Source organism: Comamonas sp. BIGb0124, from assembly GCF_003752175.1.
In the GTDB taxonomy this organism is placed as follows: domain Bacteria; phylum Pseudomonadota; class Gammaproteobacteria; order Burkholderiales; family Burkholderiaceae_C; genus Comamonas_F.
On the sequence record NZ_RJVF01000015.1, the window covers coordinates 102,785 to 118,871 of the forward strand.

General features: G+C 68.1%; 12 protein-coding genes. 7 read left to right on the plus strand and 5 right to left on the minus strand.

All coding sequences use genetic code 11. From position 1 onward, the window contains the following. Positions 1 to 46 precede the first annotated feature (46 nt). The 3 genes from EC845_RS20175 to nikR form a co-directional block, all read right to left on the minus strand. Positions 47 to 787: a DUF4198 domain-containing protein gene (locus tag EC845_RS20175; RefSeq protein ID WP_123299945.1), complete on the minus strand. Its 741-nt coding sequence runs from the start codon at positions 785 to 787 to the stop codon at positions 47 to 49. Between the two features lie 25 nt (positions 788 to 812). Next, positions 813 to 2,873: a TonB-dependent receptor gene (locus tag EC845_RS20180; RefSeq protein WP_233598195.1), complete on the minus strand. Its 2,061-nt coding sequence runs from the start codon at positions 2,871 to 2,873 to the stop codon at positions 813 to 815. A gap of 85 nt (positions 2,874 to 2,958) precedes the next feature. Continuing rightward, on the minus strand, positions 2,959 to 3,405 hold the full coding sequence (nikR, locus tag EC845_RS20185) for a nickel-responsive transcriptional regulator NikR (protein WP_123300187.1): 447 nt from the start codon (positions 3,403 to 3,405) through the stop codon (positions 2,959 to 2,961). 109 nt (positions 3,406 to 3,514) lie between these two features. On the opposite strand from nikR, the gene EC845_RS20190 reads away from it, so the two are divergent. The 6 genes from EC845_RS20190 (at position 3,515) to EC845_RS20215 (ending at position 13,187) form a co-directional block, all read left to right on the plus strand. After that, positions 3,515 to 3,958, plus strand: a complete 444-nt coding sequence (locus EC845_RS20190; RefSeq protein WP_123300189.1) for a DUF1841 family protein — start codon at positions 3,515 to 3,517, stop codon at positions 3,956 to 3,958. Between the two features lie 82 nt (positions 3,959 to 4,040). Next, positions 4,041 to 4,919, plus strand: coding sequence for a MoxR family ATPase (locus tag EC845_RS20195; RefSeq protein ID WP_123299947.1), 879 nt, complete (start codon positions 4,041 to 4,043; stop codon positions 4,917 to 4,919). A gap of 185 nt (positions 4,920 to 5,104) precedes the next feature. Beyond that, positions 5,105 to 5,704, plus strand: a complete 600-nt coding sequence (locus EC845_RS20200; RefSeq protein WP_123299948.1) for a GNAT family N-acetyltransferase — start codon at positions 5,105 to 5,107, stop codon at positions 5,702 to 5,704. Positions 5,705 to 5,887: 183 nt separating this feature from the next. After that, entirely contained in the window at positions 5,888 to 7,075 is a 1,188-nt protein-coding gene (locus EC845_RS20205; RefSeq protein ID WP_123299949.1) for a VWA domain-containing protein, read from the plus strand. 100 nt (positions 7,076 to 7,175) lie between these two features. After that, complete coding sequence (locus EC845_RS20210; protein WP_123299950.1) at positions 7,176 to 8,981, plus strand: autotransporter assembly complex family protein; 1,806 nt, start codon at positions 7,176 to 7,178, stop codon at positions 8,979 to 8,981. A gap of 18 nt (positions 8,982 to 8,999) precedes the next feature. After that, entirely contained in the window at positions 9,000 to 13,187 is a 4,188-nt protein-coding gene (locus EC845_RS20215) for a translocation/assembly module TamB domain-containing protein (protein ID WP_148077359.1), read from the plus strand. A gap of 33 nt (positions 13,188 to 13,220) precedes the next feature. Here EC845_RS20215 and EC845_RS20220 read toward each other — a convergent pair whose 3' ends face one another. After that, positions 13,221 to 14,354, minus strand: a complete 1,134-nt coding sequence (locus EC845_RS20220; RefSeq protein WP_370451366.1) for a bifunctional nicotinamide-nucleotide adenylyltransferase/Nudix hydroxylase — start codon at positions 14,352 to 14,354, stop codon at positions 13,221 to 13,223. Between the two features lie 164 nt (positions 14,355 to 14,518). Then, positions 14,519 to 15,379, minus strand: coding sequence for a cysteine hydrolase (locus tag EC845_RS20225; protein WP_123299952.1), 861 nt, complete (start codon positions 15,377 to 15,379; stop codon positions 14,519 to 14,521). A gap of 179 nt (positions 15,380 to 15,558) precedes the next feature. Here EC845_RS20225 and EC845_RS20230 point away from each other — a divergent pair, with 179 nt between their 5' ends. Further along, positions 15,559 to 16,071, plus strand: a complete 513-nt coding sequence (locus EC845_RS20230; protein ID WP_123299953.1) for a CreA family protein — start codon at positions 15,559 to 15,561, stop codon at positions 16,069 to 16,071. Positions 16,072 to 16,087: the final 16 nt, after the last annotated feature.

The window sequence follows — 16,087 nt, forward strand, 5'->3', positions numbered from 1 at the left end:
ACGGGATCCGAGGATCGTCCCGAAGCCGGCCGTCGGCCGGCCACCTTCAGGGATGTGCCGGGAAAGCGAACAGGTATTCGTGACTCGTGCTGGTCGTGCGCGGATTATCGGCCACGGCCACACGGCGGATCGCCAGCACCTGGTTCATGCCGGCGAAGGGCCGTATCGAGACCTGGCCCTTCGCATCGCTGTGCGTCACCTGGCCGTTCTCGCCCAGCGAGACCCGGATGCCCTCGATCGGCCGTCCCTCGAAAAGAACCTGGAGAACGACGGGCTCGCCCGCCTTCGGGGTCTCGGCCTGCAGTGCCACGATCTCGAACGCCTGGCCCAGTTCGCGTTTGGCCACCACGCCCCATTGCACGAGCGTCTTGTGGAACTTCACCGCATGCACGCCGCTGGTGGCACCGGGGTTCTCGTTCATGGGCTTGTTGACCATCGGGCCGGTGTCCGTCTTGCTGAAATATCCATTGTCGAACGCCGCGGCCAGCATGGCGGGCTGCCGCTGGGGAATGACTTTGGCACCGCCCGGTGCCGGCAGCACTTCGACGCCGATCTCGCGGCCCCGGCGATCGTAGGCGTGCACGCTCTTGAGCTTGTCGAAAGGAAACTGTTCGAGCTGGCCTTCGTGGCCGCCGAACTGCACCGTGTAGGCGCCGCGGGCATCGGGCTCCAGCCACACGTTGTGGGCATGGCCGCTCAGCGGCACGAACCAGGCGCTCAGCGCCGCACTCAATGCCCAGGCAGCGCGAACACGGCGAATGGGGGCGAGGGTTTCGATGGTTTTCATAGGGATCGGGTCGGAGGGATGGTCTTCAGAATTGGAACTGCACGCCGGCGCTCAGGGTGCGGGGCGCCCCGGGGGCATAGAGGGTCGAGCCGCCGATGACCGAAGCCGTGGTGGCATAGGCCTTGTCGGTCAGGTTGGCCACCTCGGCGTAGATCCGGTAAGGCCGGCCGCCGCTGGCCGTGTAGCTCACGCCCAGGTCCCAGGTGCTGTAGCCGCCATAGTCGACCGTATTGGCCGCATTGACGGCATAGTCGCCCACCTTGCGCCAGGTGACGGTGCCGGCCCACCTCGGCAGCGGCTTCCAGGTCGCGCTCACGGTGCCGGTGTACCGGGGCACGCCTGCCACGCGGTTGCCGATCAGGCTGGCCGCGGCGTTCTCGGTGACTCTCGAATGGGCGCTGCCGTAGACCAGCGACAAATCCACGCGGCGATGCACGGCCCACAGCAGGCTGGCCTCGACGCCGGTGCGGCGTGTGGCACCGGCGTTCTCGTAGACGCCCGGGGCCACCGTGCGGATTTCGTCGCTGGACTGGAGCCGGTAGGCCGCGACGTCGAGCACCAGGCCGGGCAGCGGTGTCGCGCGGGCACCGACCTCGGTCTGTCTGAACACATTCGGATCCAGCGCCGAGGCGCCCAGCGCGTACTTGGCGAAGGTACTGGGCAAAGCGAAGCCCTCGGCCCAACTGGCACGCAGCTGCAGCAGGCCGGGCAGCACGTCCGAGCGCACACCGAGCTTGGGGCTGGCGTGGCTCATGCCGGCCAGAGGTCCGCACGGATCGCTGCCGGTCTCGGCGCCCAACAGGCGGCAACCGCCGCTGAAGCGATCCCAACGCATGCCGAGCGTGGGCATGAACAGGCGGTGCAGCCGCGCCTCGGCCTCGCCGAACACCGACAGGCTGTTGAGTCGGGATCGGCGGTCGTCGATCGCCGCAGCCGTGCGCATGCGCGCGAGGGTGCCGTCGTGATACGTGTAGTCGGTGCTCTCGCGAAACGTCTCGAGGCCGGCGACCCAGTTGATGTGCCGGCCCGCGATGTCCGCATGGCCGTTGACGCTGGTGCCTGCGCCATACACCGTGCGGTCGTAGCTTTCCTCGCGCTGGCGCCAGCCGCCGGCCGTGGGCCGCGTGAACCAGCGCGTGAAATCCTGCCGCGTCGTGTAGGCGAAGCTCAGCAGCTTGAGGTCGGGCGCCACGGTGTAGTTCACATCGGCGCGCAGGGTCGCGAAGTTTTTCCGTGCACCGTCGTTCTGGGTCCGGGGATCGATGCCGTAGGGATCGGTCTGGAACTGCTGCTCGGTGATGTAGCTGGCCGAATCGCCTTCGGCGTGGTGCAGGCGCCCCGACAGCGCGATGTCGAGATCGCGGCCCAGGCTGTGCCGCCAGCGACCGGCCACCGTGCTGCGCTCGGCCTCGGACTGCGCCCGGAAACCGTTGCTGCGGGCATGCTGGGCCGCCAGGTTCACATCGTCACCCCGGTCGAGCCGGCGTCCCAGGGCCCACTGGCCGTCGAAGGTCGAATGCGAGCCCAGACGCAGATCGAGATCGTTGTAGATGCCGCCCTTGCGGGTGTTGACCGCCACCAGCCCCGCCCGGTTGAAGTTACCGTACAGCGGCGACACCGGCCCCTTGTAGACCGTGAAGCGCTCGATCTCCAGCGGAATGATGACGTTGAAATCGACATAGCCGTCGGCATGCGACATGGCCTCGTTCAAGGGGATGCCGTCGAGCACCGCGCCCACGTCGCCGCCATGGCCACCGCCGCCGAAGCCCCGCATCACGATGCCGTCGGCCACACCGGGCAACTGGTAGTTCTGAACCGTCATGCCCGGCACGTGGCGGAACAGCGCCTGGGTTTCGCCGATGTGCAGATCCTGGATCTGCTCGCGCTCGATCGCGGTGGCCGTGTAGGCGGTTGCGGCCTCCTGCATGGCCTGCCCCTTGACCTCGATGGCGGCGAGCCGGGGTACGGGATGGACGGCCGATGCATCGACGGCGTCGGCCCCCGATTGGCTCCACCCTGCGGCCGGCCAGGCCAGCAGGGCGGCGGCCATCGCCGCACTGAATGAATAAGGTGTCTGTGAAGTCATTTTCCGTCCTTGTAAGAAGTTTTAAGCAAACTTCATACCGACGGATCACGACCAGATTCACCCAATCGGTGCATTCAGTGGCGGTCTACATCGACGACGGGGCGTGGGAGTGGCCGTGATGGTGCGCGTGCGGCTCGACCGCCACCACATTCACACTGCCGTGGTGCACGCCGCGCTCGGCGATGATGCGTTCGGCAAACCGCCGCACCGCCCGCATCGGGCCGCGCAGCAGCACCGTCTCCAGGCAATTGTCGTGGTCGAGGTGAGCGTGGGTGGTGGAAATCGTCAGGGCGTGGTCGGCATGCTGAATGCGCGCCAGGCGTTCCGACAGCTCGCGCTCGTGGTGGTTGTAGACATACGAAAGGCAGGCTATGCAGGGCCCGTCGGCGTCGCGGTCCTCGCGGGCACCGGCCAGATGGACATGCAGGATGTCTCGCACGGCTTCCGAGCGGTTGCTGTAGCCGCGCATGGCGATGTGTTCGTCGAAGGCTTTGGCGAGTTGATCGTCGAGAGAGATCGTGAAGCGTTCCATGGCGATGAAGAGGTGAGCGGCAAGCGGATCGAGGGCATGCAGGAGCGCCTGTCGGCAACAGGCCGCCGCTTGCGGCATGATGCGGGGCAGAGACCGCTTTTATCCTGCCATGTTTAATCCCTCACAAGACGACGTCCGACGCTTTTTCTGCTCGGTCTACGCCAAATCCCGAGTCAACGCCCCGATGGAAGCCATCGAGACGCTGGCAGCCCTCTGGATCGACGAGCACCCGCACTACCACACCGACCTGGAAGACGTCGATGCGGCCCTGCTGCGCCGCTACGACGAACAGAACGGGCAGAGCAACCCCTTCCTGCATCTGGCGATGCACCTGTCGATCAGCGAACAATGTTCCATCGACCAGCCACGCGGCATCCGACAGGCGGTCGAGCTGCTGGCCGCGCGGCTCGATTCGCTGCACGACGCGCACCATGCCGTCATGGACTGCCTGGGCAGCATGCTGTGGGAGAGCCAGCGTTCGGGCCGCCCGCCCGACGGCCAGGCCTATATCGACTGCGTGCAACGCAAGGCCACACGCGGACCGGCGACCTGAGAGCGGGCCTGCCACGTCGTTCGCGCCGCCCTCCCGTTTTTGCCCACAACCCGCCACAACCACAGGAACAGGAACACACGCCATGAGCACGACCGCCAATGCCAAGTTCGAGGGTACCGACCGTTACGTGGCCACACCCGACCTGATGCTGGCCGTCAATGCCGCGCTCACGCTGGGCCGGCCCTTGCTGGTCAAGGGCGAGCCGGGCACCGGCAAGACGCTGCTGGCCGAGGAAGCCGCGCGGGCACTGGGCCGGCCCCTGCTGCAATGGCACATCAAGTCGACCACCAAGGCGCAGCAGGGCCTCTATGAGTATGACGCGGTCAACCGGCTGCGCGATTCGCAACTGGCCGGCGTCTCGGACGACACGGCCCGGCGGGTGCAGGACATCCGCAACTACATCGTGCAGGGCGTGCTGTGGCAGGCCTTCGTGGCCGACGAGCCGGTGGTGCTGCTGATCGACGAGATCGACAAGGCCGACATCGAGTTCCCCAACGATCTGCTGCGGGAAATCGACCGCATGGAGTTCTACTGCTACGAGACACGGGAGCTCGTCCGGGCCCGTCATCGGCCGCTGGTGTTCATCACCTCGAACAACGAAAAGGAACTGCCCGACGCCTTTCTGCGCCGCTGCTTTTTCCATTACATCAAGTTCCCCGAGGCCGAGACGCTGCGCCGCATCGTCGCAGTGCACTTTCCGGGCCTGAACGATGAGCTGCTGGCCGCCGCGCTGCAGACCTTCCTCGGGATCCGGCAACTGCCGGGCCTCAAGAAAAAGCCCTCGACCAGCGAGCTGCTGGACTGGCTGCGCCTGCTGATGGCCGAAGGCGTGCCCGCCGCCGAGATTGCACCGGCCGGCCAGGAACTGGCGGTGCCGCCACTGGCGGGAGCCCTGATCAAGAACGAGCAGGACCAGGCCTTGTTCGAGAAGCTGGTGCAGATGCAGCGGCACAGGCGCTGAGGCGCGCGGCGGCCCACCCGTGCGCCGCCGCGCCAGCCTACTTGCATATTCTGGCAAGCAAGGCGGCACCCCAACACGATGCCGGTACGCGATCATGGTGTCTGCGGCGCGCTCCCGCCGCCGTGCAGCACCGCCTGCCCGCCCGCCCCCTGCGTTTTTCGCATCTGCCTCCGGAAAGTCGTCCCATGAGTTTTCTCGCTCCCCTGCTCCCCATCACGCTGCGCGGCCAGCATGTCACGCTCGAGCCGCTGGTGCCCGGCCACGCGGCCGAGGCGCGCGAAGCCGTACAGGACGGCGACGTCTGGAAACTCTGGTACACCGCCGTGCCCACGCCCGACCAGATGGACACGGAAATCGCGCGCCGTCTGGGCCTTCAGGACAAGGGCAGCATGCTGGCCTTTGCGGTACGCGACGCCCAAGGCCGTTTCGTGGGCATGACCACCTACATGAACATCGACGCCGCCAACCGCCGCCTGGAGATCGGCAGCACCTGGTACAGCGCCAGCGTACGGCGCAGCGGGCTCAACACCGAAGCCAAGCGGCTGCTGCTGGCGCACGCCTTCGACACCCTGGGCTGCATCGCGGTCGAGTTCCGCACCCACTGGTTCAACGAAGCCAGCCGCACGGCGATTGCGCGCCTGGGCGCACGTCAGGACGGCGTGCTGCGCAACCACCAGATCGCCCCCAACGGCAGCCTGCGCGATACCGTGGTCTTCAGCATCGTCGCCAGCGAATGGCCGGCCGTACAGGCCCATCTGGGCTGGCAGTTGACCAAGCCGCGCTGAGCCAGGGGCGACAGACAGCGCCTGATCCGACAGCCATCTGCGCGCAAGGGCGGCACAATACCGGCACATCGTGTATTCGCCGGCTCGCCCCTGCCCGCCTCCGTTCCCTGATGCCGGCATTGCCATGGCGAGGACGAGGCGGCCGCAGATGCGCGACGGTTCAACCCATGGAGAGGGCGGCCCGTGCTGATCGATTTTTTCCAGGCTCTGCGCGCCGCCCGACTGCCCGTCTCGATCGGCGAGCACATGGACCTGTTGCGTGCGCTGCAGACCGGGTTGACCGGCCCGCGATCGGCCGATTCGTTCTCGATGGACGATTTCTATCACCTCAGCCGCACGCTGCTGGTCAAGGACGAACGCCACTACGACCGGTTCGACCAGGCCTTCGCGGGTTATGTGCACGGCGTGCAGGCCGCCACCGGGGCCGGCCGCGACATTCCGGCCGACTGGCTGCGCCAGTTGCTGGCCCGCGAGCTGACGGCCGAGCAGAAGGCCGCGGTCGAGGCCATGGACTGGGACACCCTGATGCAGACGCTGAAGCAGCGCCTTCAGGAGCAGCAGGAGCGCCACGAAGGCGGCAACAAATGGATCGGTACCGGAGGCACCAGCCCGTTCGGCCACGGCGGCTACAACCCGCAGGGCATCCGGATCGCCGGCGCGGGGCGCAACCGCAGCGCGGTCAAGGTCTGGGAGCAGCGCGCCTACCGCGACTACGACGACAGCCAGGAGCTGGGCACCCGCAACATCAAGGTGGCGCTGCGCCGGCTGCGCAAGTTCGCGCGTCAGGGCGCCGAAGACGAGCTGGATCTCGACCACACCGTGCGCGCCACGGCCGCCAACGCGGGCTATCTCGACATCCGCATGGTGCCCGAGCGGCACAACCAGGTGAAGGTGCTGCTGCTCATGGACGTGGGCGGCACCATGGACGGGCACGTGGCCCAGGTGGAGCAGTTGTTCTCGGCGGCCAAGTCCGAGCTCAAGCACCTCGCGTTCTATTATTTCCACAACTGCGTCTACGACCACGTCTGGAAGAACAACCGCCGCCGCCAAGCCGAAAAGCTCGACACCTGGGATCTCATGCGCAAGTACAACAAGGATTACAAGCTGATCCTGATCGGCGATGCGACCATGAGTCCCTACGAGATCCTGCAGCCGGGCGGCAGCGTCGAATACCATAACCAGGAAGCCGGTGCGCAGTGGCTGGGCCGGCTGCTGCAGGCCTTCCCGCAACACGCCTGGATCAACCCCGAGCCCCAAGGGGTGTGGCAGTATCGGCAGAGCATCGCGCTCATCGTGCAGCTCTTGGGCCAGCGCATGTACCCCATGACGCTGGCCGGACTGGAGCAGGCCATGCGCAAGCTTTCCGCATAACAAGCTTTGCGCATAACCGGCTTTTTGACGTATAGAACACCACCGTATTTCCGGACCTTCGACAACGAAGATCCACCACCGATCGATAGACGAAAGAAGAATGCGCTTGATTCTGCAGGGACGACTGATGCGCTGCGCGACACTGCTGCTGGCCTTTGCGCTGGCCGGTTGCCAGACGCTCAAGAACGAACAGAAGCCGCCGGCCAAACCCGCCTTCGCGCTGGAAGTCCAGGGCCCGGACGAGGTGCGCGAATTGCTTCAGCAGCACATGGAGCTCCAGCGTTTCCGCGAGTTCGACGGCTTGCGCGACATGGAGATCAACCGGCTCATCGGCATGGCGCCCGACAACATCCGCGAGCTGGTGGCGACGCTGGGCTACTTCTCGCCCGACATCGAGATCGAGCGTGAAAACCGCAACGGCCAGATTCCCATCGTCCGCGTCAAGGTGCAGCCCGGTCCGCTGACGCAGGTGTCGGCGGTCGATATCCGGTTCACCGGCAACATCGCCGACAACCCCGACCCGGACGTCGCCCGGCAGCGCGACACCATCCGCGGCAACTGGGGCCTGACCGAGGGCAAGACCTTTCGCCAGGACGACTGGTCCAGCGCCAAGACGGCGGCCGTGCGCAGCCTGACCGCCAGACGCTACCTGGCGGGCCGCCTCACCCAGAGCGCCGCCGACATCGACCCCGAGACCCGGCGCGCCCGGCTGAACGTGGCGCTCGATTCGGGCCCGATCTACCGCTTCGGCGAGTTCAACGTGAGTGGTCTGGAACGCTACGACCAGGTGCTGATGGTCGAGCGTTTTGCGCGCCTGCAGCGCGGCAGCGAGTACAGCCTGCAGGCGTTGCTCGATGCCCAGCAGCGTATGGCCAGCAGCGGTTTCTTCGATTCGGTCTACCTGTATGTCGATCCGGACAGCCCGCCCGACAACGCGCCCATCGAAGTGCAGGTGCGCGAAGCCAAGATGCAGAAGGTGGTGCTGGGCGTCGGCCTGAGCACCGACAGCGGGCCGCGCTTTTCTGCCGAACACAACTACCTGCGCCTGCCCGTGCTGGGCTGGAAAGCGACCAGCAAGCTGGCGGTCGACCGCACCGAACAATCGGCCTCGGTCGACCTGCTGGCACCGCCCGACGAGGACTACTGGCGTTCGCTGGTATCGGCCGGGCTCAAGCGCTCGGAAGACGCGGATCTGACCTCGGTCAGCCAGACCCTGAAGGTGGGCCGCACGCAGACCAGCGAGAACTACGACCGCAGTTATTACCTTCAGTACGAGCGCGCCAGCGAAAAAAGCGCGCTGGGCGATACGCTGACTTCGGCGCTCTCGGTCAACTACGCCTGGACACGCCGGCGCTTCGACAACAACACCTACCCGACGCGCGGCTGGGGCCTGGCGCTGGAAGTCGGCGGCGGCTTCACGCTCACCGACAAGCAGTACCCGTTCACACGCGTGCTGACGCGGGCGCTGGGTTACGTGCCGATCTCCACGCGCAACGGCCGCATCGCCCTGGGCACGCAGCTCGGCGCGGTCACGGCCAAGGCGGAAGCCCCTGTGCCCTCGACGCTGCAGTTCCTCACCGGCGGCGACAGCAGCGTGCGCGGCTACAGCTACCGCAGCCTGGGCGTGACCACCGACGGCACCACGGTGCCCGGCCGCTACCTGGCCGTGGGCAGCGTGGAATGGCAACGTCCCATCTACATGGATGGACGCGCCAGCGACTGGGAGTCGCTGCTTTTCGTCGACTCGGGTGCAGTCGCCGACAAACCCCAGGATCTGAGTTTTTCCACCGGCGTGGGCGTGGGGGCGCGCTGGCGCAGTCCCATTGGCCCCTTCCAGATCAGTACAGCCTACGGCCTGCAGGCCAAGGAACTGCGGCTGCACCTGAGCGTGGGTTTTGTGTTTTGAGCGCGGCAGGTGGACGATATGAGTGACGATGTAAAAACCAAAGCCGGCGGAACGGCACACAAGCCGCCACCGGCATCCTCCCCTCCGCAGGCCCCGGCCGCAGCGCCGTCGCCCGGCCCTGCGGGCTCGCGGGCGCTGCGCGTGCTGATGTGGGGCCTGCTCGGCCTCGTGACCTTGCTGATCGCCGCGGTCGTCGGCCTGTGGGTGTGGGCCGGCACGGCCAACTCGCTGGCTCAGGCGCTGGCGCTGGTGCAACGCCATGTTCCGGCGGCCCAGGCGCTGGACGTCGCCGGTGTGCAAGGCAGCCTGCGCGGTGGCGGTCGTATCGACAATCTGAGCTGGCGCCAGGAAGGACTGGATGTGGCGGTGCAGGGCTTCGAGCTGGCCTGGCAGCCGCTGTCGCTTCTCACCGGCACCGTGAAGATCGACACGCTGCGCGCCGAACGCGTGCAGGTCGTCAGCCGCCCGCTGCCCGACGCCGATCCGCAGCCCAGCCAACCGCTGCAAAGTCTGACCTTGCCCATCCGCATCGAACTGCCCGAACTGAAGATCGGCCACTTCGCCTGGGACGAGCCCGAGGCTTTCGGCTTCGACGGGCTGGAGGCCAGCTACGCCTACAACGGTCTCAACCACGAGGTCCGGATCACCCGCATCGAACTGCTGCAGGGCGAGTTCAGCCTGCATGCCAAGCTGGGCGCACGTGCCCCCATGCCCTTGCTGGCCGAACTGAAGGGCCGGCTCGAAACAGAGATGCCGGAAGGCCAGCCGCCCCTGCCGCTGCAGCTCGAAGCCCAGGCCAGCGGCCCGCTCGAGTTGCTGCAGGTCGAGGCTCAGGCCCAGACGGAACAGGGCACGGCCGGCCAGGAGCAGGCCCGGGCGCGCATCCAAGCCCGCCTGGCCCCCTGGCAGGCCGGTCTGCCGGTTCAGCAGGCCGACGTGACGCTGGCCGGCATCGATCTGCGTGCCTTCCTGCCCACCTTGCCGACCACGCTGCTCAGCGGCCAGGCCTCGATCACGCCCGATGCGCAGCAGCGCCTGGCGGTGATGGCCGACATCCGCAACGACAAGCCTGCGCCGTGGGACCGGCAAGGCTTGCCGCTGCAGCGCCTCGAGCTTCAAGGCGACTGGTTCGAGAACACCGCCCAGATCCAGCGCCTGGCCGTCGCCCTGGGCGGCGGGGAGATCAGCGGCAGCGGCCGTGTGCAGATGCCCGTGTCGGCCACGACCACGACCACGACCACGACCACGACCACGACCACGACCACGACCACGGCGGCTGGCACTGGCACTGGCACGGGTACGGTGACCGGGACGGAGTCCGTTCCAGCCCCCTCGCCCTCCTCCCCTTTGCAAGCCGACGCCACCCTGCAGCTGCGCGAAGTCAATCCGCAAGCGCTCTACAGCACGCTGGCTGCCGCCCCCCTCAGCGGCAGCCTGTCGGCGCGGACACGCACGGAGGCCTCCACGGCATCGGCTGCCGGGCCGGCGGTCGATTTCGAACTCGATCTGAAGGGCCGTGCGCCGCAGCGCGGCGGCAATCTACTGTGGCTGCAGGAAGCGGCCGCACGCGGCTCCTGGGCCGCCGAGACGCTGCGCCTGGAGCGCCTGCGCATCGCCAGCAACCAGGCCCGCATCGAAGGCTCCGCCAGCTATGCCGTGCCCACCGAATCGGCAACGGCACGCGTCGAACTGTCCGTGCCCGGCGTGCGTGGGCGGGTCGACGGCAGCATCGCGCCGCGCAGCGGCAAGGGAACGGCCCAGTTGACCGCCGCCGATGCGGCACAGACGCTGGCCTGGGTCCGGCGCCTGCCGGGTCTGGCCGATCTATTGAGCGGCCAGCAGGTGCGTGGCAACGCCACGCTGGATGCGCAATGGCAGGGTGGCTGGGAGCGGCCCACGGTACAGGCGACGCTGGCCGTGCCGCAGTTCACGCTGACGCAGGCCGGCCAGGCCGAAGCCGCGGTGGCGCTGGCCGACGTTCGCGCTCGCCTCGACGGCCGCCTGGACCAGGCTCGCCTGGATTTCGAAGGCCGTGCACGCGCGGCCGGCCAGCGCATCGACTGGAACACCCGCTTGCAGGGCGGCCAGAAAGCGGCGGCCGGCCAGCCGCAGCACTGGCAGCTCAGCCTGGAGCAACTGCGCCTGCGGCTGGACGACCCGCTGCAGGCAGCCGCCGGCACGGCAGGCCACGGCCCGGCCAACCGCTGGGCCTTGGAGACCACGGCACCGGTGAGCGTGGACTGGCGCGAACCGTTGCTGCAGGTCGGCGATGGCCGCGCCCGGTTGATCCCGCCCGCGCGCATCACCACGGGATCGGCCCAGCCCGATCTCCCCATCACCTGGCAACCGGTGCGGCTACGCATGCAGGCCCAGGGCGGCATCGCCGAACTGACCACCTCGGGCCGCATCGACGGACTGCCCTTTGCCTGGGCCAATGCCCTGGCCGGCGGTGCGCTGGCGGCCAACGGCATCACCGGCGATCTGGCGCTGGATGCCGACTGGAACGTGCAGCTCGACCAGAACCTGCAGGCCCGCATCGCCGTGCAGCGACGCAGCGGCGACATCAACCTGCTGTCGGAAGAAGCGGTCAACGACACGCTGGCCCTGTCGACCAGCCAGGTCAAGACGCCGCCCGGCCGTGGCAGCACCCGCATCACGGTCATCGAGCCGGACGGCCGAGCGGGCACCACCCGGTCGAGCACCACATCCACGGGCGGCGGCACGACCACCGTGGACGACGACGACACACCGACACCCGGCCGGCGCCTGACGGCCGGCATCCAGACGGCCAGCCTGGTCGTCACCGCCAGCAACACCCAGGTCCAGGGACAGTTGCAGTGGGCCACCGAACGCCTGGGCAACGCGCAGATGCAGGTGAGCAGCCCGCTTCAGCGAGTCGACGGCGCCTGGCAGTGGGCCCCCGACGCGCCGCTCGACGGCCAACTGAAGGCCAGCTTCACGCGCCTGGGCATCTGGTCGGTGCTGGCACCGCCGGGCTGGCGCATACGCGGTCAACTGGAAGCCGATGCACGACTGGCGGGCACACGCAGCCAGCCGCTGCTCGACGGCACCCTGCGCGGCAGCGGCCTGAGCCTGCGTTCGGTGCTCGACGGCGTGGAGCTCGGCAACGGCCAGTTCGTGGCGCGGCTGCAGGGCAACCGCATGGCGCTCGAGCAGTTCTCTCTCAAGGGCACGGCGGGCGGCGAAGTCACCGCCCAGGGCCAGGCCGACTGGGCCGGCGGCAGTCCCAGCATGCGCATGCAGGCGGCCATCCGGCAACTGAGCGTGAGCAACCGGGCCGACCGGCAGGTCACGGTCTCGGGCGATCTGGTCTCCACGCTGGAAGGCCAGCGGCTGGACCTCACCGGCAAGATCACGGTGGACAAGGCCCTGATCGTCCTGCCCGAATCGAGCACCCCCACGCTGGGTGAAGACGTGCGGGTGGCCGACCCAGCCAAGGCCGAGGCCGAGCGGGCCGCTCGCGAGCCGGGCACCCAGGCCATCCAGCCGCGCATCGACGTCACGCTCGACATGGGCCGTGCCTTCGGACTGCGTGGCTACGGCATCGACACGCAGTTGCGCGGCCAGCTCAGAGCCGTCAGCGACGGCGGCATGCCACGCATCACGGGCGACATCACCACCTACGACGGCGAGTACCGTGCCTATGGCCAGTGGCTGGACATCGAGCGCGGCCTGATCCGTTTCTCGGGTCCCTACGACAACCCTTCGCTCGACATCCTGGCCATCCGTCCGCGCCTGACCCAGCGCGTGGGCGTGCAGGTGACGGGACCGGCCCTCTCGCCCTCGATCCGGCTTTACGCCGATCCCGATCTGGCCGACAGCGAGAAGCTGGCCTGGCTGCTGCTGGGACGCTCCGGCGCGGCCGGCGGCGCCGAAGCGGCCATGCTGCAGCAGGCTGCCGTGGCCCTGCTGAGCGGCGGCTCGGGCGGTCCGGGCATCGCCGGCCGGTTCGGGCTGGATCAATTGTCGGTGGGCGGCGCCAAGAACAGCGACGGCGAGACCGAAGCCTCGCTCACCGTCGGCAAGCAGCTGGCGCGCGATCTGTATGTGACCTACGAACGCAGCCTCTCGGGCGCGCTGGGCACGCTGTACGTGTTCTACGATCTGTCGCGGCGCTTCACGCTGCGCGGTGAGAGCGGCGAGGACAACGCCATCGACCTCATCTTCACGCTGCCCTACGACTGAGAGCCCGGCCCGGTGAGAACCGGGCCTCTTGCCTCAGTTCGTCGGCGCGTAAATGGGGTAATCCAGGCCGAGCAGCTTGACCAGCATGTGGAAGTGGTCGTCGAAGAACCGGTCTTCCATGCCTTGAAGCTGGGCCACCGGCACCCACACGGCGTGCGCGGCATCGTCCTGTCCCTGCACGGCCGGCAACGCCGATGCCGGATGATCCAGACGCCACAGGAACGCATGCGTGATGGTGCGCCCGCGCAGGCTGCGGTCCGGGTGGTCGAAGACAGCCGATGCCGACGGCACCAGGGCCGCCGACAGCGCCAGCCCGGTTTCCTCGAGCAGCTCGCGCCGTGCGCCCTGCACCAGGGATTCGTTCGGATTCAGGAATCCGCCCGGCAGTGCATACAGGCCGCGGCCGGGCAGCTCGCCGCGCTGCACCAGCAGCACATGGCCGTCGCTGAGCACCAGTGCGTCGGTGGTGACGAACGTGGGCGGATACGGTGCGGCCGACCACGAGGCCCAGTAGGCGCGCAGCATGCGCCATTCCTCGGCCATCTCGGCGAACCAGGGCTGGCTGACCGTGCCGCGAAGGAACTCGAGCGTGCCCGGCGGCACCTGCTCGCCCAGCGCCAGCCAGACCGTGGCGCTGGCCTGCTGGCCCAGCGCGAACAGGCCGTCGCGCAATTGCGAGGCATCGTGCAAGGCCCGTTCGCCGGCCCGAATGCGATCGAGCGAGACCAGCGGCCAGCCTTCGAATCCATGCAGGTACTGGCTGCTGATGTCCTTGAAATGGCCGATCAGCAAGGGCCGCGCATCGGGCAGGCCGTGGCGGGCCAGCAGCGCCTGCACGTCCTGCCGCACCGCGACCTCCCAGCGTGGGGTGTCGTAGTAGTCTCGCACGGGCACGAACAGCACACGCGCCTGGTCTTCGGGCGACAGGTTGCAGCAGATCATCTGCGCCCGTTCCTGCCAGGTGAAGGGGTTCTTGGGCGTGCGTGCCTGGTGGGCCGAGCCGATCACGACCACGCACAGGCGGGCCCGCTCGAGCGCCGCGCGCAGCATGCCGAGATGGCCCAGGTGGAACACCTGGAAACGTCCGATGTAAACGGCGGCGTCGGCCAGCGAGCCCGCCTGGCTGCCGGCGAGCTGGGGAGAAATCTTGTCTGTCTTGTTGTTCACCACACGTCGGGCCCGGGGTAGGTGTCGTCGATCGGTCAGTCTAGCAGCGCACCCCGCGTAGCCGGGGCGCCGGACCGCGCATCATAGTCGCCCGGCAGGACTGCATCGGCCAATCCCGGCCGTGGCGAGTGGCCAGCCGATATCCGGTGCGGCCTTGGACCCGGTCAAGTCGCCGGCACGGACCCGAGGTCATCGAGCCGCCATTCGTCCGTCCGGACCCGGCGAGCGCCTTGCGCAGCCAGGGCGTCGAAAATCTGCGACTGCTGCGTCTCGAACCCCGGGACCGGGCTGATGGCATCGGTCAGCAGCACCAGCCGCGAGGCCGGCAGTTCGCGCACCAGGTGCTCCAGCGTGGCCTTGACGCAGTGGCTGCCGGCCTCGCCCGCCACGATCACCGGCCCGCTACCGGCCAGGCTGTCGAGCAGCGCGCGGTTGGTCTGGGTGGACGCGTCGCCCGGCAAGGGCACTTCGGCTTCGATGGCGCTGTAGTGTTCGGTCCAGGGATTGAGCCCCTTGAGCACCTTGTCCGCCTGCAGGCCGTGCAGGTCTTCCCAGGCTCCGCACGCGGCGGCCACCTCGGCGTGCAGGTTGTGGCCCCAAGTGCCCAGTTCGCAGTGCACCGGCCAGACCATGTGGGTGTAGCGGCCCCGCGACTCGAGGGCGGCCAGGTAGGCCTGCACCCGCGGCAAGGCCTGGACATCGCGCGGCAAGAAGCGGCCTTCGCGTACATCCTGCAGGCCGATGGCGGTGAACGGCGGCACGGCCGTGCCTTCCGCCGTGCGCCAGAAGCCGGGATGGGCAATGTCGATGCGGTAGTGGCTGTCGAGGGTGAGCGTGATGCGTCCGATGTCAGGCAGGTGGCGGCGGATGAAGGCCGCCAGGCGGTGCATGTCGGCATCGGCACCCGGCACGGGCAGGCTGGCGCCGGGGATGTCGCAGAAATCGTTCTGCGCATCGATGACCAGCAGATGGGGCCGTGCCGCGCGGGACACCTCGGGCAAGTCGGGCTGTGACGTCAAGGGCATGGTCGCAGAGGCAAGAATGTAAGGAATCAGCCGACGGCGCCAGCTTGCGTCATATTACGCCGATGCCGGAAGTGCTGCAGTGCAGCGACATGGCATCATCGGCGTCCGGGCCGGCCGACTCTGGCCGCCGCACCCGGTCTCTTCCCGTTTCTCTTCGCATCCAACTGCTGGAATCCGCCATGCCTCTGCCCGCCGCCCACCGCTCCTCGTCGTTTTCCGCCCTGTCGGCCTGCGCCACGGCGTTGGCTCTGCTGCTGGGCGCCGGATCGGCTGCCGCCGAAGACGTCGGCGAGGTCAGCACCGCCTTCAAGTTTCTCGGCCCCAACCACAAGGTGGTGGTCGAGGCCTACGACGACCCGCTGGTTCAGGGCGTGACCTGTTATGTGTCGCGCGCCCGCACGGGCGGCATCAAGGGTGCCGTCGGCTTGGCCGAAGACCGCGCCGAAGCGGCGATCGCCTGCCGGCAGGTCGCTCCGGTCACGTTCACCAAACCGCTGCCCACGCAGGACGAGGTGTTCAGTGAACGCCAGTCCATCCTGTTCAAGCGCCTGCGGGTGGTGCGCATGGTCGATGCCAAACGCAACACGCTGGTCTATCTCACCTACTCGGACAAGCTCATCGACGGCTCGCCCACCAACAGCGTGACCGCCGTGCCGGTGGACCGGGCCACGCCGATCCCGCTCGCGCGCTGAGACGGCACGCGCCGGC